At 56.5% G+C, this 19,315-nt stretch carries 17 protein-coding genes; 8 read left to right on the forward strand and 9 right to left on the reverse strand.

Annotation, left to right across the window (positions count from 1 at the left end; translation table 11 throughout):
* Position 1: 1 nt before the first annotated feature.
* A complete protein-coding gene (oiaX, locus tag ACIQJ2_RS25500) occupies positions 2 to 1,261 on the reverse strand; it encodes a 3-oxo-isoapionate-4-phosphate decarboxylase OiaX (RefSeq protein ID WP_400671303.1) in 1,260 nt (419 codons plus the stop codon).
* 184 nt (positions 1,262 to 1,445) lie between these two features.
* On the opposite strand from oiaX, the gene ACIQJ2_RS25505 reads away from it, so the two are divergent.
* From ACIQJ2_RS25505 to ACIQJ2_RS25530, 6 genes are all read left to right on the forward strand, one after another.
* On the forward strand, positions 1,446 to 2,150 hold the full coding sequence (locus tag ACIQJ2_RS25505; RefSeq protein ID WP_400671765.1) for a transcriptional regulator NanR: 705 nt from the start codon (positions 1,446 to 1,448) through the stop codon (positions 2,148 to 2,150).
* Between the two features lie 104 nt (positions 2,151 to 2,254).
* Positions 2,255 to 2,653: an FAD-dependent monooxygenase gene (locus ACIQJ2_RS25510; protein WP_199144388.1), complete on the forward strand. Its 399-nt coding sequence runs from the start codon at positions 2,255 to 2,257 to the stop codon at positions 2,651 to 2,653.
* 1,216 nt (positions 2,654 to 3,869) lie between these two features.
* Positions 3,870 to 4,238, forward strand: coding sequence for a DUF4189 domain-containing protein (locus ACIQJ2_RS25515; protein ID WP_400671298.1), 369 nt, complete (start codon positions 3,870 to 3,872; stop codon positions 4,236 to 4,238).
* 1,134 nt (positions 4,239 to 5,372) lie between these two features.
* Positions 5,373 to 6,182, forward strand: a complete 810-nt coding sequence (locus tag ACIQJ2_RS25520) for a hypothetical protein (RefSeq protein WP_400671295.1) — start codon at positions 5,373 to 5,375, stop codon at positions 6,180 to 6,182.
* 487 nt (positions 6,183 to 6,669) lie between these two features.
* A complete protein-coding gene (locus ACIQJ2_RS25525; RefSeq protein ID WP_400671293.1) occupies positions 6,670 to 6,885 on the forward strand; it encodes a hypothetical protein in 216 nt (71 codons plus the stop codon).
* 129 nt (positions 6,886 to 7,014) lie between these two features.
* Positions 7,015 to 7,323, forward strand: coding sequence for a PepSY domain-containing protein (locus tag ACIQJ2_RS25530; RefSeq protein WP_199144396.1), 309 nt, complete (start codon positions 7,015 to 7,017; stop codon positions 7,321 to 7,323).
* 461 nt (positions 7,324 to 7,784) lie between these two features.
* On the opposite strand, the gene ACIQJ2_RS25535 is transcribed toward ACIQJ2_RS25530, so the two are convergent.
* Complete coding sequence (locus ACIQJ2_RS25535; RefSeq protein ID WP_400671290.1) at positions 7,785 to 8,819, reverse strand: hypothetical protein; 1,035 nt, start codon at positions 8,817 to 8,819, stop codon at positions 7,785 to 7,787.
* A gap of 819 nt (positions 8,820 to 9,638) precedes the next feature.
* Between ACIQJ2_RS25535 and ACIQJ2_RS25540 the strand changes: the two genes are divergently transcribed.
* Positions 9,639 to 10,586, forward strand: coding sequence for a FecR domain-containing protein (locus ACIQJ2_RS25540; RefSeq protein ID WP_400671764.1), 948 nt, complete (start codon positions 9,639 to 9,641; stop codon positions 10,584 to 10,586).
* A 35-nt stretch (positions 10,587 to 10,621) separates the two neighbouring features.
* Here the strand turns inward: ACIQJ2_RS25540 and ACIQJ2_RS25545 are convergent, their stop codons facing one another.
* The 6 genes from ACIQJ2_RS25545 to ACIQJ2_RS25570 all read right to left on the reverse strand — a co-directional run bounded on the left by ACIQJ2_RS25545 (position 10,622) and on the right by ACIQJ2_RS25570 (position 17,030).
* Positions 10,622 to 12,793, reverse strand: a complete 2,172-nt coding sequence (locus tag ACIQJ2_RS25545; protein WP_400746623.1) for a CHASE2 domain-containing protein — start codon at positions 12,791 to 12,793, stop codon at positions 10,622 to 10,624.
* 645 nt (positions 12,794 to 13,438) lie between these two features.
* A complete protein-coding gene (locus tag ACIQJ2_RS25550) occupies positions 13,439 to 13,870 on the reverse strand; it encodes a DoxX family protein (protein ID WP_199144402.1) in 432 nt (143 codons plus the stop codon).
* Positions 13,871 to 13,930: 60 nt separating this feature from the next.
* Entirely contained in the window at positions 13,931 to 14,629 is a 699-nt protein-coding gene (locus tag ACIQJ2_RS25555) for a pirin family protein (RefSeq protein ID WP_400677613.1), read from the reverse strand.
* Between the two features lie 126 nt (positions 14,630 to 14,755).
* On the reverse strand, positions 14,756 to 15,655 hold the full coding sequence (locus ACIQJ2_RS25560) for a LysR substrate-binding domain-containing protein (protein WP_400677615.1): 900 nt from the start codon (positions 15,653 to 15,655) through the stop codon (positions 14,756 to 14,758).
* 11 nt (positions 15,656 to 15,666) lie between these two features.
* Positions 15,667 to 16,152 carry a nuclear transport factor 2 family protein gene (locus tag ACIQJ2_RS25565; protein WP_400677617.1) on the reverse strand — a complete coding sequence of 162 codons (486 nt, stop codon included), beginning with the start codon at positions 16,150 to 16,152 and terminating at the stop codon, positions 15,667 to 15,669.
* Between the two features lie 497 nt (positions 16,153 to 16,649).
* Positions 16,650 to 17,030, reverse strand: a complete 381-nt coding sequence (locus ACIQJ2_RS25570) for a hypothetical protein (RefSeq protein ID WP_400677679.1) — start codon at positions 17,028 to 17,030, stop codon at positions 16,650 to 16,652.
* Positions 17,031 to 17,273: 243 nt separating this feature from the next.
* Between ACIQJ2_RS25570 and ACIQJ2_RS25575 the strand changes: the two genes are divergently transcribed.
* Positions 17,274 to 17,804: a helix-turn-helix domain-containing protein gene (locus ACIQJ2_RS25575; protein ID WP_400677618.1), complete on the forward strand. Its 531-nt coding sequence runs from the start codon at positions 17,274 to 17,276 to the stop codon at positions 17,802 to 17,804.
* Between the two features lie 513 nt (positions 17,805 to 18,317).
* On the opposite strand, the gene ACIQJ2_RS25580 is transcribed toward ACIQJ2_RS25575, so the two are convergent.
* Complete coding sequence (locus ACIQJ2_RS25580) at positions 18,318 to 18,905, reverse strand: LytTR family DNA-binding domain-containing protein (RefSeq protein ID WP_400677619.1); 588 nt, start codon at positions 18,903 to 18,905, stop codon at positions 18,318 to 18,320.
* Positions 18,906 to 19,315: the final 410 nt, after the last annotated feature.

Genomic DNA, 19,315 nt, shown 5'->3' on the forward strand with positions numbered 1-19,315 from the left:
CTCAGGCGTCCTTGCCGTCGCTGAATTTCGCAATCGAGGCGGCGAGTTCCGGATGGTCCCTGGCATAGTCGGAGAGCGGAATGTCGGATACCGCTGCCTGCCAGGCCTGCTGAATGGCGCGAACGCCGGCAGCAGGCCCGAAAGGATGGCTGACGATGCCGCCGCCGCAGAGATAGAGAAGATCCGTGGTTCTGCCTGTGCGCTGATAGGTCTCAGGCGCCTGACCGCCCCATTGGCCGGAGCCTGCAACGGGAAGCGGGCAGTCGGATGGATCAAAGAGCGGCGTGCTGATGGCCTTGAAGGACTCGACGAAACTGTCGTCCGGCTCCCAGTATTTGACCCTGATGCCGTTGATCTGAAACTGATCGACGCCGAGAAGGCGCCAGAACTGCTGGTAGACCTTGAAATCCATGCCGGCGCCGGGATGGCGGGTCAGCACATCCCAGCCATTGCGATGCGCATGCAGAACCAGCCCTGACCGCTTGCGCAGGAAGCTCATGCCACCGAAGCCGATCGAATTGATATTGACGACGGCGCAATTGCCGCCGGCCTTCAGTACCAGATCGTGATTGCGCATCATCTCGTCGGGATCGGCATGTGAAATGCCGAAGGCATACATCACCTTCTTGCCCGTCTTTTGTTCGTGATCGAGGATGAGCGGCATGATGGCCTCGACGCGCTCCTTAAGCGGCGAGTAGGCGGGGCTCATCAGCTTTTCGTCATCCTTGATGAAATCGACGCCGGAGCCGATCAATTCGCCAACAAGCGCGGCCGTTTCCGCCGGCCGCAGGCCGAGCGCCGGCTTGACGATGGTACCGATAATCGGCCGTCCGCTGACGCCGGTCAGACGCAGACTGCCGGCAACGCCGAACTGCGGGCCGGGATGGGCGTCTCGGAAGGCCGCGGGCAGCGTCATGTCGACGATGCGTATGCCGGTCATGCCCTTGATCGAAAAGACGCCGCCGATCGCAATTGTCATAAGCGCGGACAGATCGGTCCCGATCGCGTCCAGCGGAAAGGCGATGTCGACATCGGCCCTGTGGATCGGGCCTTCTCCATCGCGAAGTTCCGGCCAGGTAGGGTGCTCTCTGTCGGGGAGGGGACGGATCGCTGTAACGTGCGCCGCTACGCGCGCTTTGAGCTCCTCCGTTTCGCCGGGAACGGCGACGAAGGTGCCGGTCGACTGATCGCTGGCGATCTTGCGGGCCATGGCCTCGATGTTGCCGGGCGTTTCGATACGGTAGGTGATGATGATGCTCATAAGAGACCGAATACTCCTCTCGCCGATGATTTTTCACATGGCGTCAACTGGTGATCTGGTATAATGAGTATTCCAATTTCCGCAATGGTTTTTTTGCCGGCATTTGGGAACAGCTTTCGAATGGGCTTCCGTCACGGCATCAAAAATGCATAAGGGAGAGGAAGCTTTGAGAAAGCGGGGGGCCATGGGCGAGCCAGTCGAGCAGATCGTACGTCGAAAGCTATCGGATGAGGTGTTTGATCGGCTTGAGCGGTTGATCACATCGGGAGAATTGAAGCCCGGCGACGAGATGCCGTCCGAGCGCGTTCTGATGGAACACTTCGGCGTTGGACGCCCCGCCATCCGTGAGGCCATGCAGGCTCTTGCGAAGATGGGTCTCGTCAACATTTCGCATGGCGAGCGTGCGAAAGTCCTTCAACTCACGGCAAAATCGATTTTCCGACAGGTCGATCTGACAGCGAAGATCATGCTGTCCCAGTCGTCGGATTCACTCGAGCAGCTAAAGAGCGCACGCATTTTCTTCGAGCGCGGGATGGCGCGCGAGGCAGCCATGCGCACAACTCCCAAGGATGTCGACGACCTTCACGCGATTATTGAACGCCAGCGCGCCTCGCTCGGGCACGCGGAGGACTTCATTTCGGCCGATATGCAGTTTCATACGCGTATTGCCCAGATTTCCGGCAATCCGATCTTCTCGGCGGTCAGTGAAGCCATGCTGGCATGGTTGAAGACCTACCATACGGACATGCTGATCTGGACAGGCAAGGAAAAGCTTACGCTCGTCGAACACGAGGAAATCCTCGCACATCTTGCAGAAAATGATGCTGATGCGGCCGAGCAAGCGATGCTCAGGCATCTTGAACGATCGCGATCACTCTATACAAAATAACGCGGCTTCTATCGACATATTATGGCAACGTGTCGCCGCTAGCGACATACGCGGTGCCCCGGAGAAGGCTGCTCCAACATCGCGACACGCCGCCGGTCCCGCGCATGATCTATACGCTTCCGGACGCACAGCGTTGGGATCGTGCGCCGGGTGTGACACTTATCGGCGACGCCGCGCACCTGATGCCGCTATCGGGCGAGGGGGCGAACCTTGCAATGTTTGATGGTGCGGAGCTTGGAAAAGCGATTGCCGCACACCCTGGCGACATTGAAGCGGCACTCTCCATCTACGAGGAGGCAATGTTCCCCCGAAGCGCGTCCGAAGCTGTCGACGCATACCAGATCCTGGATCTCTGCCTCGGTCATCGCGTACCCTTTGGGCTCGTCGATTTCTTCAACCGCGCACTTACTGGACAGCATGCGAAACCCACCGGCTCGCGAAAACCAGTGGGCTGCCATACACCTCCGGAACGCGTGAATAAGTTCAGGTCCTGCCGGACCTGACCTAGATGCCTTAGCCGCGACGCACGGCCGCGCATCGCCCTTTGGAACTCAGCTTCTCACAGTCTGAGGCGATTGTGGTCTGCGATGCGACCGATGAACTGTCTCTGCAACTCCCCAAGGCAATGGTTGGGGGGCGCATTCCGTTTCGTCTTCATCTATAACGTGCCGGTCGAGGCAAAGCGCGCCGCTATCGACGCGATTACCACATGCATTTCAGCAGGGGCGTATAATCCCAAAATCGGCATGCGGGTTCCACTTGAACGGATCATCGAGGCGCATGATGCCCTGGGGACGAGAAGGTGACCGGCAAGACCCTGGTCGATGTAATCTAACGATCAACGTCAGCCAATTGTGATTTGTATCGACAAAAGACCCGGTCAATACCTGGAATTACCAAGGGTTATTGTAGTTCTCGGTGCAGAGATCCGGTGCTGATTTAAAACGTGCGAACACCGGCTCCTTGAGTTGGCACTCTCTGCCCAAAATCGATAATACGCCCAAAAATAGTCCGTTGACCGGATATAGCCGCAGACCTACACAGTTGGTCGACGGGCCTGATGCAGAAGCAAACCTCCACTCGGACGATAGCAATCCGGAGAAGGAAAATGAAATCATGGATCATTCCCGTTTTGGCGATTAAGTGCTTGCTGCAGACGATGTGGAAGCCGCCACGAGTGAAGCAGTGAAGGTGTTTCTGAGGGATTCCGAGGTCAAGATTGACGAGTCTTCGATGCAGTAGAAAAAAGTCCACTTCGGATCAACGAAGGCGACGGATACTACCTTCGACGGTTCGAACAAGGACGGCCCGCAGAATTTCGAGATGACATGGTCGCGGTTGCCAATCGATGGCGCGTTTCTTGGGGGTACACGTGAAGGCGACAGGGCCAACAAAGCCAAGTTCGACGGAGTCATAGGTAGCCTCGATCCCGTCCGGTGAATTCTCGCTCCGGCCGTGTCAATCACGCAAGCCGCAGCCTCCGGCAAGGCGGGACATCTTCATGGGATGAACGGAGGACTTGTAACGAGCGAAACCATCCATAGCGTCGCACAGGTGGATGATTTGTCTCTAATTCCATCCAAGGCGGGATCTCGATGGCGCGCTGATCAGTTGAGGGAGCACACCCAATGCGAGACCAAGCGCTACATGCCAGCTGTGTGAACTCGCATTCTGAAAACCAGATTAATGACGCTCCACCATCACTTGGGATCAAGAAACATGACATCAATGAGATTTACTGCGCTGATCAGCGCTCTGGCGATCACCTTCACCACCGGTGCAGCGTCTGCGGCCCAATTCGGGGCGATTGCCTATTCCAAAAGCTCGGGCTCTTACGGCTCTTCCCATAATTATTCGACCCGGGCCGATGCAGAGGATGAAGCTTTGTCGGGATGCTCCTCATACGCTGATGATTGCCGGGTCGTGGTTTACTTCCGCAATGCGTGCGGGGCGCTCGCTACCGGCAACAACCATGGCTACGGCTATGGCTGGAGCGAAAGACGCGCCCGAGCCCAATACACCGCGCTTTCGAACTGTGCCGCAAACGATAGTGGTTGCCATATCGTGAGCTGGACCTGTTCAAAATAGATCCGCCTTACCTATGAGCCTGGCAACTCTGGCGGAAAGGGGTAACTCTTTCCGCTTTCGCTTGTTCATCTCGTCCAGGAGGAGCATATGCGACTTTGCAGGATCTCAGTCCAACCGCATTCGGACCTCGGCCTAGCGCTGAGCTATGTGGATCCACCGCGGGACTATCCATGTTCTCGGGCTAAAATTAAGTTGCGGATCTGATGAGGAAGTCGAGAAAAACAGAGGGGCGGTTTAATTCCCATCAATGCCACCCAATAGGCCGCCTATCTCTCGACTCATACCGCTGAAAGAAGCTGGCGCGTATAGGGATGTTGCGGATGCTCGCCCCGCCGCTGATGGCGATCACGGCCAGCATTGCCGCAAACGGCGTTGCGCTACCACCCGAAGGTGGCTTAGCCGCCCGGTCCGATTGGGCGGTTTTTGATGTTGTCGGTCTATTCCGAAACGCGCCTCTCAAAGTGTTTAGGTCTGCGCGACGCAGAATACCAAGAGGTGACGCTCGCAGCCACGGACCCGGCCAGACACGCCTCGAATGGTGCCTGATGCCGCGAAACTTTGAACAAAGGCAGCACATGTCCGGAAGGATCCCAGTAGGCCCATATCGGCAGCGCAATGCCATCGATCAGGGAATGGAGCGGCCCCATGAACAGGATCTCACCGATTGCGATCAAGACGCTGGCCGGAAAAGGGTGGCAAAGAGAAAGAGCCGGCAAAACAGACCTGGCCCGAAGACGACGAGCTCGAGGCGCTGTTGGACAGTCTGCGAAGGCCAACCGAAGTCCACGGCTCCACGCACGATGAGCTCACAATAGACCAGAAACACCGTTGTGCCGACGTAGAAGGCATGGAGAGACGCGCGGATAAGCGACAAGATCCGCAGTGGCGCCCTTTCCGCAAAGGCCAATGCTCACTCATCTATCCCGACCCATGTCGTCTGTAACGCCGACTGCATCGCCAATGAGACTTAGATTGATTGCGGCTGGTTAAAAAACTCACCGTCCTCGGAATGGTTGCGGTTATCCTGTAGAGATTGACGGTGTTCTCGGTCGGAAGATAAGATTACCTCCGCGAAAAAAGACAAGCGAGTATTGATGCAGCAATAAATGAGGTCCAATCGAGCGCTGAGGTAAAATGGAAATCGCTTTTGGAATAGCATTTCTTTCTCTTTTCAGCATAAGCGCGCTCGCTGGACTTGCTCTGCGACAGAGATTGCCGGACGAGCATTTCTCGAAAGAAAACATGGAAGCTGTCCGCCTTGTTACCAGCCTTCTTGTTACCTTCGCGGCTCTGATCTTAAGTCTCCAACTTTCCAATGCAAGATCTTCGTTTGATACGGCCAACTCCGATCGATCGACTTATGCGGCTCGACTGACGAATCTCGACCAGTGCTTACGGGATCTCGGGAGTTCCCTGAGCCCTGCGAGATTGCAGCTACATCAATACACCGCCGCAGTCATCGCGAGTACTTGGCCGACCGAAACCAAGCCAAGCGTTGAAGGGATGCCAGACACAACTCATATGGCGTTGCGCGGGGAAGATCCAGCTTTAGCGAGGCTATTCGACGAGGTTGGATTGGCAATTGCTTCATATAACCCAAGTGAAGGTCGGGATGCAGTCGTCTCAAGAAGGTGCCAGACTTCATTCGACATGGCGGAGCAAGCGCGATGGGCCGTAATCGAAGACACGCATGCCCGTTCGGGAATCTTCTTCATCCTTATCATAGCATTTTGGCTAAGTTTAGTGTTCTTGAGCTTTGGCCTTCAAATTCCCCTTAAGCGGATGACTGTGGTTGTTCTGGCGATTGGTGTTATCTCTATTTCCAGCGTCATGTTCGTAATTGTTGATCTTGATCTGCCGTATCGAGGAATTTTCAGTATTTCGAGCTCATCAATGAGAGATGCTTTAGCGGACATGAACGGCGCTAGTTCAAGCGATCGTTGATGTGATCGGGCCGGTCGGAATGCATGGACATATCGGTTAAATTTACGCGTCAATCCTACTGCCACCGCTAAAATCTCACCCCGTCCACGGCTATAGGACCTATGCCCTGTGTATTCAGACCTTAGTCTGACCTGTCGTCACAAGTGGCTTCTTGGTCCCGACATTTTGCGAACGAAAATCAGCTCCTCTTTGTTCGAGCGCCATCTCGATCACGGATGATATCTAGGTGCACCGTCGATGCGATGGCCCCCTTCGAACAGCACTGATCCGGCCTGTCGTTCTTGGGTCGGTCCAAAGGCTGGACAAGACGTCGTTGCGCCGAACCTGGACCTGATCGCTAAAATGCGACTGGCTGTTGACACCATTGGCCAAGGCACGGGCTGTTACCACATTGCGTTCGATCAACAACGAGAAACCTTAAATGCGACAAGCACATAAAGTGGTTGGCGGCTTAGGTGAACCACTGAATGATCTCGCGGAAAATCGTATGGCCTTGATCATCGCAAACCATCCGCCGGCGGTCATTCTCGGGACGCATATGGGCGAGGCTGCTCTCCCTTTCCCGGGCTTGCGGGATGTGGATTTCATGAGGCTGATTGACGATCTTTTGCTGACGGCGGAATCCCGATGTGCCCATCTCATCAAGGTCATCCCGTTTGTAAGACCTCATGCCGTCAAAACAGCAACCGTCCTGGTGCAGTGATCGGCTAAGCTGCTCGCGATGCTGGTGTCTGAGGCTATCTGAGTGCAAATGGGGCCCTTGATTATTCTCCGTGAAACAGCGAGACAAAGTCGTTGCGATACGAAACTCATCATTTCTCTGGATGCCCCCATGTTCAAGAATCTTGCTATAGCGGCCACTGCACTCGTGCTGATCACATCGGCAACGCCATCGTTCTCACAAAGTATTGAGATCGGTCCTGGTGGTGTGCGCGTCAATCCCGGCATGGAGCCGCCGCCCGTCGACATGGGTATCAGCGAACGACAGGCCATTCGCATCGCCCGGGATGAAGGCGTGCGCGAGGTCGATGACGTCGCCCGCAGGCGAAATGTGTTCATCGTCGAAGGTTCAGATCGAGATGGCGACGACATAAAGGTTGTGATCGATCGGCGAACGGGTGAAGTGCTCTCGGTTGAGTAAGTACTGCCGGCGGACAATCTCGAGCCGTTTTGGAGTGCAATTCCACCGATTATGCCTCAGCCAGACTTCTGTGCCTCAGCCGGCTTTGGTCCAGCGGATTTATGGGGCGCAGGTTCTGAGCCCTTTCCGCAGCGAGATATAACCTGTGCGCAATCCGGCTAAAGGCACGTGGCAAATTCGCTGCGCGAAGCCACTTGGAGCGTCGTTTCTCGCCACAACCGCCGGGCGGGCTGGGTTGGTCAAGGCAAATTGCCGGCGGTCAGGCGCGGTAGGTTCTAAGGCGCGACTGAGTTCCCGCCTGATGGCGATTGGCCCCTGCGCTCGAATGCGAGAGGATGTCGTCTTCTGACATTTCATCCGTCCTGGAACCAGCTCCGAACCCGCCGAACCGTATCGCAAGGGATGAAAACGGGAATCCCACAAGCTCATCGGAATGGCGCTTTAGGGAAGGGATGACGGGTTCAGCGAGTGATGTCGAGATGCTCGATGCGGTCATCGGCAATTCCATACTTGGATTCGCTATGCATTCTCAAATAATAGCGAAGTTCCTCGATGTAGTATCCTTGGCTTTTCGAATCGGAACTTTCGCACGCCAGCGGCCATGCGCGGCCGGTAAGAGATGAATGGACCACGCTGGCGTCAACCTGTTGACCGATTTTGCAGGAGGTTCTCAACGCGCCACCTCGTGCTGAAGTATCAATCTCGAATGAAAAGGAGCCTCCGGCGGTCCATGTCGATGCCTCCAGAGCGATCGCCGTCGTGGTCGTTATCCTCTGGTCTCCCGAAGGCTCTGTGTATCCCCGCGCATTATTTCTGGATTTCAACTGTACCAGACCCATCAATTCGCGATCCATGGTGAAATTCCTGTAGTCTTCCCGAACGTGGGTCGTTCCACCCTTATGCGGTTTAATCGTGAGCGTTGTCTCTCCGCCCGGTTTCGAGCCGTCTTTCGCTTTCATTGTGATTCTGGCTTCGGATACGACCGGGGCGTCAGGCAGCATCGACCGAAGCTTTTCTGCGGCTGTCTGGACATTCGCTGGGAGGGACACATCATCCAGTTCCGGGCCGTCGCGATAGCCTGGTCTGTGAATCTCATCTGTAATTGACTGAAATGATGCGCGTGCCTGGCTGGAAATCGTGTCGCCGGGATGCTCGGCGCATCCGCTAAATGAGCGCCGATGGAGCTCCTTGACCTCCGTCTGGCCGAATTCGTTTCGGAAAATGTTGGAACCGGACATGACTGACATCTCGATCAGTACGGAGCCCCATCGGATTACTGCTTCGTTGTTGGTGCGCATCGCATCCACCAGGACCTGACATTTAGATTCAGGTGTCATCGTGGCAAGGAGCGCTTTCGTGGACCCGTCGGGAGACTCCGTCAACAGTCGGTTCGCTGCGTAGGTGTTCCCGATTGCCGTCGCAAAGGCAACTGCGGCGAGCACTCCAAATGAAGCTAGTTTTGCCATTCTTGCATTGTTCCTGTTTTCCTGCTGCAACTATTCCTGCACTCTGTCATACCGCCCCCAAAGGCCGTTGCCACTGTCCGTAGCGGCTAGGTAGCCGACGTGACATCGGCCCCTGGGTTGGCAGTGCGGAGCGGCAGACGCCTGGCGTGTCCACAGCCGAGAGACGGAAACAAGCCGAGCCAGGCCCACGCCATCAGACGCGTGGCTACCGTGTTTCCCACCATGTTTTCAATCGCGAAGCGGAAAGCGTTTGTCATCGGTTGTGGATAGGACCAGCTAGAGCATCTGGTCAACTCAAAGTTTAAAGCCGGCGGTTTCGCCTGCTGTTTCCACCGAAGCCATTGATCATGACAGTGCCGTCAGAAATTGGGCTCCTTGTACGCGGTACAGTGACGTCCGCTCGAGGCGCGAAGTGCCTCGGCAATTGTCGAGGAGCCTGCGACCGAGTGCTTTTGCGACAACAGCGTGACCCTGTTGATTTGCGCGTTGCTTCAACCCAGCTTTGCCTTTCGTGATGAGCCGGCTACCTAGCCGAGCTGATGGGCCTTTCAGTGTGTCAGATACGTCCGAATGGGTCAGTGTGAAGTTGAAATGGCGGCCAAAACGCCGAGAGGCTCAATATTTTCTCTATTTCCGAGTATTATAGAGGCGATATGATAATGTAAATTCTCGTGAATTTGTGTGATTTCTTCCACTGGAGATATATAAATAATACTTTTGGTAGAAAAAGTCTGTGATATCGCGAATTTAAATTCAAGCGAAATCAAGTATAAGAATTATGTAATCATCAACACCGATTTGTATTCAAGATTGCCTCGTGCTAAGACATGGGTATGCTTGGAGGGTGGGATGTTGTATCTGCGTCACGCCGTGACCATTGTGTTGAGCTCCATACTGCTCGCACCGTTGTCTTCGAAAGCCGCCGAGAAGGTCGGCCAGGCGGTGTTGATTAAGACCGAAGTTACGGGCGCCGGCGGTCCGCTGGCAGTCGATGATCCCGTTCACCGTGACGAGCAGATTCGTACCTCCCTTTCGGGCCTTGGGCAGTTCACATTTCGAGACGGCACGAAATTGGCTGTCGGAGCCGGATCGTCTGTTGTCATCGACAAGTTCGTTTTCGATGACTCGGGCTCAGTCAAGAAGCTCGCCATAAAGGCCGCAAAGGGCACGTTCCGCTGGGTGAGCGGAAACTCCAACTCTTCAGCATATCAAATCGTGACGCCCGCCGGAACGATCGGGGTGCGCGGGACCGTGTTTGACTTTTATGTCGCTGCCAACGGCACAACGGCGGTCGTTCTTTTGAGCGGCGCTGCGCAATTTTGCGGCGCGGGTGGTTGCAGACAACTGAAGCAGCAATGCGACTGTGTTGTTGCCAGACGCAACGGCCAGATAAGCGATCCTCGCCGGGTCGACCGTGATGTTCTCAAGACGCTCGGCAACCAGAGAGCTTTGCCGTTTCTGTCCGGGGATCAACAACTTTCGGGACGCATGGGTTTTGGCGGCAGCTGCGGTCTGTCGACGGCGATGAAAGATCGGCCCAACGGGATATCTCCACGCAGCGCTCCGGCAAACAATCCTGCTCCGGCACAACACGATACGCCTGGCGTACCTAGCAGCACGCCGGAATCGCCGCGCGCCGATGCGCCCGCTGCTCCGCAGACAACGCCCAGCACGCCGAATGTCCCAGATCCGACAAGCACACCCGACAAACCGGACAGGTATCACGATCATGATCATCGCAGCGGCGACCAAGACGGCGATCATGGCGACGACGATGGCGGGCACCATCATCGCTAGCTTGCGGGCGTTTCGGGCAATGGCTGCAAACCCAGCTAGATGTCGACAGCCTTGTCTGCGGGCTCATCGGCGAAGTGTCTGGCTCGACGCGAAATCTGGCTATAAAACTCGTGCAACAGTCCTGTCGTCGCAATCTGGGCGTTAGATTTTGCAGCGCTGACAAGTTTTCGACTGCTCGCCGATCGTGTTCGCAGGGCAGCGACAAGCTGCCTGTGCACAGCCCGGAGTTCGACAAAATCAGCGGATTCTGCCAGGCGCGCATCACCGACCACCGCAAAGAGTTTGCTTCGCATACTCTTACCCTTTAGCGTCAGCGCTCCCGCCTCGAGCAGAGCGTAATCGGGAAGCAAGCTTGCTGTCGCTTCGGATATCAGAATGTCGAAATTGATGTCCTTGCAGGCAGATTCGATACGCGCGGCGATGTTCACGGCGTCGCCGACTGCGGTGTAGTTGAAGCGTGTCTCGGCCCCCATATTGCCGACGCATGCAAGCCCCGTATGTATGCCAATCCCAATTCCGACGCGCCGCGCGTCTCCGAAACCGAATGCATCCTCGTCGTTCAGCCGGGCGAGCGTGTCTCGCATGCCCAGGGCTGCATGCACGGCCTTGCCGGCATGATCGGAGACATCGACGGGAGCGTTCCAGAAGGCCATGATTGAGTCTCCGATGAATTTGTCGAGCGTGCCTTCATTGACGATGACATGGTGGCTTAACGCATCGAGGAGCGTGTTCAAAAACGCGACGACGGCGCTCGGGGTCATCTCCTCGCTGATCTGGGTGAAGTTTCGCACGTCGACGAACATGACGGTCAACTCGCGCTCGTCTCCTCCAAGGCGCAGGGCATCGGGCGTATGCTCGATGCGATGGAGCAGCGATGGTGAGAGATAGTGGCCGAAAGCCCGCCGCACGTCGCGCCGCTCCCGATCGATGACGAGAAAGCGGAACGCCGTCGCGGCAAAATGCGTGATCGATCCTGCGACGATCGGTGCCAGCGGGTCGAACAGAAGCCCGCCATAATGGAAGGCAAGCCAGGAGGCGATGAGGGCAAAAGAGGTAATCAGCAGGCCGCACGCAAGTGCGACGGCCGGATTGACGAAGGTGGTGAGGATCACCAGAAGGCCGCCCAACACCGCGATGGACAGGACTTCCAAACCGTTGGCCCAATCCGGCCGGGAAAGGAAACGGCCCGAAAGGATCTGCTCGACGATCTGCGCATGGATGGAGACACCCGGCACGTTTTCACCTAGGGCCGTTGTGCGGACATCCTGGAGCCCTGAAGCAGAGGTTCCGACGAAAACGATACTGCCTTCGATGGCGGCTCTGATGTCGGCGGCGATGTCTCCCGTCGCAAGTATCTTACTTGCAGAAATATACCGTTGCGTAGTGTCCCGGCTGACATAGAGCCAGAGCTCTCCTGCGGCCGTTACCGGTACCACGAAATTCCCGATCTTGACCCGGGTTAGTGTATTCGGCGTATCCGGCGCGGCGTCGAGCAGGTAGGTGGAGGCTCCCTGTGCGACACGGAGCGCTTCGAGCGCAAGACTGGGGTAAAGCTGCTTGCCGTCGCTGAGGAAAAGCGGAACCGTACGCACAACGGCCGATGATGCACCTGGATTGAGGCTGATATGCCCGAGGCCTGCGGCATTGGCTTCCAATTGCGGTTGCAGCGGCGTCGCCGCCCTGATCGCGGGCGGCGCGCCGAAGGGACTTTCGCCGGTATAGGCAAAGCCCACCTTCACCGGTGGCAAATAGTTTCCCGCGTTGGAGAGGCCGAAGCCCAGCACCACCGGCCTTCCCGATAGCGATCGGGCGAAAATCTCATCATTGTCTGGTAGCTTTCCCAGCAGTGAGGGATCAATGCCGGTAACATCGCGAACGACATTGCGAGGCGATAGGCGGTCGGGCTCGGCGAAGAGGATGTCGAAAGCGATAGCGGAGGCGCCCAAATCGGAAAGCCTGTTCACAAGCGCGGCAATCCTGTTTCTTGGCCAGGGCCATTGGCCGAATTCGTGTAGTGATGCTTCGTCTATATCGATGACCCGGACGGGTTGGTTCTCGAAGGTCCGGGGCACCAGGCGCTGATACTGGTCAAATGTCAAATCGCGGGCGAGCCTAAGCAACGGGGGATCGCTTACCCGCAGGATCGTCAATGCAGTGACGAAGGCCAGGCAGACAACGACGCCAATTTGCTGCGCACGCGTCACCATTTGGTGTCAGCCCCCTTTGTCCTGTATCCCCGCCAATAGTAACGATTCCAGGCAATACAAAAATCTATTGGTCTGCTGCTGCGAAAGGAAGGAGTACGCTGCCTTGTTCGCGAGCGCGATGCAATGATCTAAATATCGAAGGGATAGGGAACAGAATTTTTGCGCGGCGATATTCGGTTCTGCCGTGCATCCTATTCGCCGATAGAAAACGCCTCACTGGATTGAGAGCGGCACGCCTCGCCGTTTTCGCATCGGGTGGACCATCTCGATACGGCGATGATCCTCGCTTAGTGCTGTTGGCGAGGAATTGGCTCGGTAGAATACGGCTAGGCTTCAGCGATCGTTGCGGCCTCTCTTGCAGCCGGTTCTCCCCGTTGCCGGCAATGATAGCCACCCGGTTGATCCGGCTGCCGCCGATGACACCGCACTCGAGACTTTCCATTCTGTCCGATCGTGATCCGAAGTCCGCCAATTGACGGCGTTCATATAGATGGGCGGCGTTCTTAGGGCTCCCGGACATGCCTGCCGGAAACGTGAGCCGATTGCTTGATCTATTGCAGCCAGGAGCCCTGCCTTGATGATTGATGCAAGGGGCCGCGACCCTTGGATCGACAGGGTTGCGGCCGGCATGCATGGGATCCTCTGTCAGGAATTGAGCACCAGCTTGGGATCCGCGGTCGACGCGGCTCGGCGCAGGCGGCGATTGTCGAGGGCGAATGCGCCGGCTCCGAAATAGGCGATCTGCAGCAGGCCGCCGGCCATCATGATGTTTTTCAGGAAGTGGATCATCTGGTTCTGGTCGGCAAAGTTGCTATGGAAGAATGCGGCGGTTGCCAAAGCAAACAAGGCCATAATCGCGGCAACGGGTTTCACCCGATACCCTAGAACCAGGAGCAGTCCGCCGCCGAGCTCGACCGCGATAGAGCAGAGATAGGCAAGCGGTGGTATCGGCAGGCCCACCGCCTGGATCAAGGCAATGGTTGGTCCATAAGCGGCAATTTTGCCAAGGCCGCTCATCATGAAGGGAAGGCCGATCATAAGGCGGCCGAGCAGTGGGAGAACGCGTATATTTTCCATGATATATCTCCTTCGTTCCAATGGGATTGGATGATTCCGATGGGTTGATGTGGGTTGTCTTCAGGCCGCGTCGACGAGGATGAATTCCGCGTCCTCGGTGGCTTCGATCGTCAGATTGTTCTCGGCTATGGCTGCGATGCCATCCCCCGCGACAACCCGTTGGCCGTTTACTGTGACGGCGCCTTGCGAAGGGGCAAGATAGGCATTGCGGGATGGATGGAGGCGATATTTGACGACCTGCCCGGAAAGAAGCGTTGCGGCCAGGACCCGTGCATCGGCACCGATCGACAGTGCCTCGCCATCACCGACGATCCCGCTTGCCAGCGTGACGAGGCGGCCAGCCCGTTCACGCTTGGGGAAGCGCTTTGTGCCCCAACGCGGGGCGCCTCCCGTTCGCCGGGGGCGCAACCAGATCTGAAAGAGTTTGAGCGGTTCGTCGCCGTCGTTGCGCTCCGCATGCATTATCCCTGTTCCGGCGCTCATCACCTGAACGTCGCCCGCTTCCGTGCGCCCGAGATTGCCGACGCTATCTTCGTGCGTGACCGCACCTTCGCGAACATAGGTAATGATCTCCATGTCGGAATGTGGATGCAGTCCAAATCCTCTGCCGGGCGCGATTTCGTCGTCGTTCCAGACAATCAGGGCGCCAAGCGAATGATTGGCGGCATTGCCGTTGTGCGACACGATGAAATGGTGCCGGGCCTTCAGCCAGCCGCGGTCGGCACCGTCCAATGTGTGACGTGGTCTGAGTTGCAACATGTTCGTCTCCTGAAGCCATATGGTCCGTTGTGACCATTGCTTAGGGGCGACAATGCCGCGTTTCATTGATGTTGATAATCTACCAGTTTTGTAACGGATCGTTCCCTTGGTAGAACAGCCGCGGCATTAGTCAATGGCGCCTTTCAGGACGTCGCTCATGAAATCTACGACCGCACGCACGCCGGGTAGCATTCCTCGGCGTGACGTGAAGATGATGTGCAAGATTCCGTCGGTCCCGGACCAATCCGGCAATACGCGCATGAGCCGTCCGCGCGCAAGTTCAACCTCGCAATTGGCAAGGGGAAGAAGAGCAATGCCAAGCCCCGCGCAAGCGGCGCCAAGAAGCAGGTCGAAGCCTCCGGTTGCCAGTCTTGGCTCGAAGTTGACGGTGTTGGAATCGCCGCTGGTGTTGGTCAGGTTCCATGTGCAGATGCCGGCATATTCTTGCTGGCTCAGCAGCGGCATCCCTGCCAGGTCGGCGAGATCTTCCAATGGACCGTGTTGTTCCATGAAATCGGGGGAGGCGACGAGCGCGCGGCGGCTCAGGCCGATCTTCCTGACCTGCAGATCGGCATCCGTATCCAGACGCTCGCGCACGCGAATGGCAACGTCCACCCCATCATGAACAAGGTCGATACGGCGATCGCTTACAGTGACCAGCATGCGCAATTTGGGATATTTGGTTAGGAACGCCGGAAGCTCAGCGGCAACAAGATGCTGAAGGCCAAGCGGACAACTCACTCGAACGAGGCCTCTCGGTTCCGAATGGGTGCGCAGGGCGGTGTCTTCGATTGCTTCGCTTTCGATCAGGGCGGCTCGGGCATGTTCGTAGACCTGGAGCCCCACCTCGGTGAGCACCAGATGTCGCGTGCTGCGCTCCAGCAGCCGCACGCCAAGATGTTCCTCCAGGATCGTGATACGGCGGCTCAGCCTTGATTTCGGCAATCGAAGACTTCGGGCCGCAGCGGAGAAGCCACCATGATCGACCACGGCGGCGAAGAAGCGCAGGTCGTTCAGATCAAGCATCGGTCACCGCGCTAGCCGCCGGTCAGGGGGCGGTTTTCGATCCAGTCCACCATCAGCTTGCGCTGCTCGAAATACCAACGACCCTCCATCTTCACAAAGCGATCGAGGTATCTGATGGACGCAATCATCAGGCTTCGCTTGTCGCCGGCGACCGCGACATGGTGGGCTAGACAATAGGTGATCCCCGTTGCCGACGACGGCCCCCATGTCACCGTGCCCTGGCCGTTGAAATGGGTCGTTGCTTCATAGGCATTCAAGGCATCGAACACGGGCCGAAGGCCCTCGCGGTCACGAATCTGCTGCGTTGGAACAGGGTTTTGGCTGTCCATGAAAACAAGAAATTCGGTATCCGGTGTGAACAGAGCCATTTGACCTTCGGCGTCGCGTCGGTCGGCGCAATGGGCATAGGCGTCGACAAGCTCGCGAATGGCGAGCCGATCGCCGATTTCCAGCGGGGTAATCGCATCATGATTGGATCGCTGCACGGAATGGGGCATAAGCTGTCCTCGGTTGGCGCTCGCACAAGACTTTAATATATGGTCTCGGCAGTCCCCGAAAGCCTTCTCGCTGGTTGTTCCTCGGTGCAGTACACCGAGGCAATCTCTGCTCATATGATCGAGAGCCATGACTGGCAGCGCCGCCAAGTCCGACGGGTGGAGCGGGAATTGCAAACTTGTGATTATGAATCGGCAAATGACCCCATCAATACGATGTATTACATAGAATTATTGTCGGTATCGGCGCGGAGATCCAGGGCTGATTTGCAGCCCAGAATGATGGAAACCCGGTAACGGGAGCCATCAAACCGTCAGCTCATGGTGGGAACGGGACGAGATGTGATCATTGAATGGGTGGTATAATCGCTTAAAAAACCTCCTGGCTTGCGCAAGACGACCTTCAATTGTGATGGTCATGAACGCCCGTTTATCGAATGCGAGATTACAGGGGCAGGACCGCGAAAAATGGCGTCGACGATGGCCGCTTGCTCATCCTCCTATTCACATGAGGCCGAGCCAATATGGCACGTTCTCGGACCGTGGTTGGACAAGAGAATACTGACCGAGACGCCGAAAGCGCCTGCAAAGCAGCTTCCAATATTGTGTTCAAAGAGGTGGCAGAGGGGTGAAGGCTCATAAGCCTCTTTCCGATGGTCACACTGCCAGTGGACATCTTTCTCTTCGTAGGGATAGTTCGTTTTGCCTGGAAGGTCGGCCTGCCAAATGCGAAAGTCTCGTGGATGCGCAGGACGACTTTCTATCGCATATGGACTAGCCCGCGATACATCGAGAACGGCCACTTCCGAAACAGGCGCGTCCATCATGACCAAGCGTGTGTTGCGATCAGGATGGGCTTCCGCGAAAGCAAAGGCGACCATACTGCCGATATCGTGGCCGACGAGGGTGGGGCGGTATTTTTGGTCCTTCTGCAATTTCGCGAGCAAACCAGTCGAGAGCCGTTCCTTGACGAGAAATATGTCCACCGCGGCTCATATGCAGCCCGCACAAGCAGCATTGTCAACCATCTCGAAAAGCCCCAGGCCAACCTGCTGAGCCCTTTCGACAATTTGATGTTTACCGTTCCGCAGATTGCTCTGGACGAGATCGCCGATTAACGCAGCGTGGCAAGGATCAATCAGCTCTATTGCCCGCCAGGCGGTATTTTTGACGAGACGGTGTGGCATCTGGGAAATGCGCTGCTTCCGGCCCTGGAGCGCCCTCAGGAGATCGGGCCACTTTATGCCCAACAGCTCATGCTTGCCGTCAATACCTATTTTGCGCAGGCTTTCGGCAGCTTGACCCTTGCGAAGGACAAAATTCGAACCCTTGCGCCGTGGCAGTTACGGCGCGCGACCGAGGCTATGACCTCGCTCTCTGACGACGATCTCTCTCTAAAAGTACTTGCGTCTCACTGTGGACTTTCCGTGAGCTACTTCGTGCGCGCATTCAAGAGTACGACCGGGGACTCGCCGCATCGCTGGATCTTGCGGCACCGTACTGAGTGCTCCAAGGCGATGCTTGCGCATGGCGGTGCAACCTTGGTGGAAATAGCCATCGGCTGCGGTTTCGCCGGTCAAAGCCACTTTACCCGCATCTTCAAGTCTTTCGTCGGCGTCACGCCGGCTGCATGGAGACGGTCGGTCAAATCATGAGCAGGTAGGTCGAGCACTCACTATCGCCGATGCTCTCAAACCAAATGCATTTGTGGCGAAGCTCTGCGCGCGCGTTCGTGGTCAGTCGCTAGTCAGATTTCTGTTCCGATCTCAATGTTATTCCACGCGGTCTCGATAGACTAGTCTCGGGTTTCAATCCCATCGGGAGCTGCCAGTTGCCGCTTTCGTCGGAAAGCTCGCTGGCGCAACCGAACGATGGATCGCAAGGTCATGTTAAAAGGCTTAGGCTTTGGACAGTTGTCTGATCGATAAAGCGATAGCGGCGGTGGTGACGACAGCGAGACCGGTTCTTGCGGTTTTTTGACACGGAGTGCGATCTCTCGAATGTACTCGAACTCCGAGAAACAACATTCGATCGAGGGCCATTATGCTTAGAAATGCCCGTTGAGTGAATGCCTCCGCGTGCGGGAGGGGGCGTTGCTAATGGGATCGCGGCTCAATCGTCTACTATGGCAGCGCGCAGCTTGACAGTATTGCAGCACTTTTAGTCTGCTACCGCGAGGCGTGTTGCTGCAGGTATTTTAGTCGTTGCAGTACTTTCGTACAACGGCGTGAAAGGGGTGCTTCATGACCGCCTGGGAGATCCACAAGCATGTCACCTGAGCCGGCGGGTCGAAGTCCGACTACGCGAGCTCCGTTTACCAGCCAAGATCGATGCGTTCGTTCGAACCCACATGGGATCAATCGCTCCGCATAGGAGGATAGCGTTCCACGGACGAGCGGCCGCCGTCCATCTTCGAGCAGCACTTCGACGTAATTGCCGGCGGCACGCAGAGCCAATACCGCTCTTAGGGGAATCCGTACGGCTTGACCCCTTACACGGATGTCGAACATTGCCTCACGTTCGAGCTGCAGAGCCGCTTCGCGCATAGGGTTCTGCCAACGCGAGTAGAAGATGTTTAGTAAAGTTGCGATGAGCAGATATGTCAGGGCATCCTTGCGATATTCATAAAAGCAATCATTTGGTTCAAAATGATAATGGACCCCCATCATCCCGAAGATGGTCATTCTCATTGCCACCATTGTGACGACATGCTGCGCCGAAAAGCAGAGACTGGCGAACCCGTGGATGAAAACCATCGATAGCCATGGCCTCCGACCAAACCTTGCGTGCCTCAGAGCAAATGTAACAATCCAAAGCGCGCCCAAAATCGAGACACCGCTCGTCGCCTCGGTTACGCTTGGCATCCATAGTCCCAGGTCTGGGCCATGGCGGAGTGAGTTGTGGGCAAGAGTGAATATGTTCGAAAGATCGACTGTAGCTACGCCAGCTGCGACTGTCGCGAACGTGGCCGCATCCAGGCCAAACCGTCCGGATCCCGTCACGTTGAAATCGCCACTCGTCCCAACACTCATTTTTTCGACCCTTTTGCCTCGCCGGTCGTACCTCAAATCTTGTCGATGAGGGAGGCTCGATCATAGTGTGGTTTAGCCGATGGGAAAATACCCATCGTAAGAGAAGCATTGAACGAGCCAAAGCTGCAAGGCAG

Source organism: Rhizobium sp. NPDC092011, assembly GCF_044756305.1.
Taxonomy (GTDB): domain Bacteria; phylum Pseudomonadota; class Alphaproteobacteria; order Rhizobiales; family Rhizobiaceae; genus Rhizobium.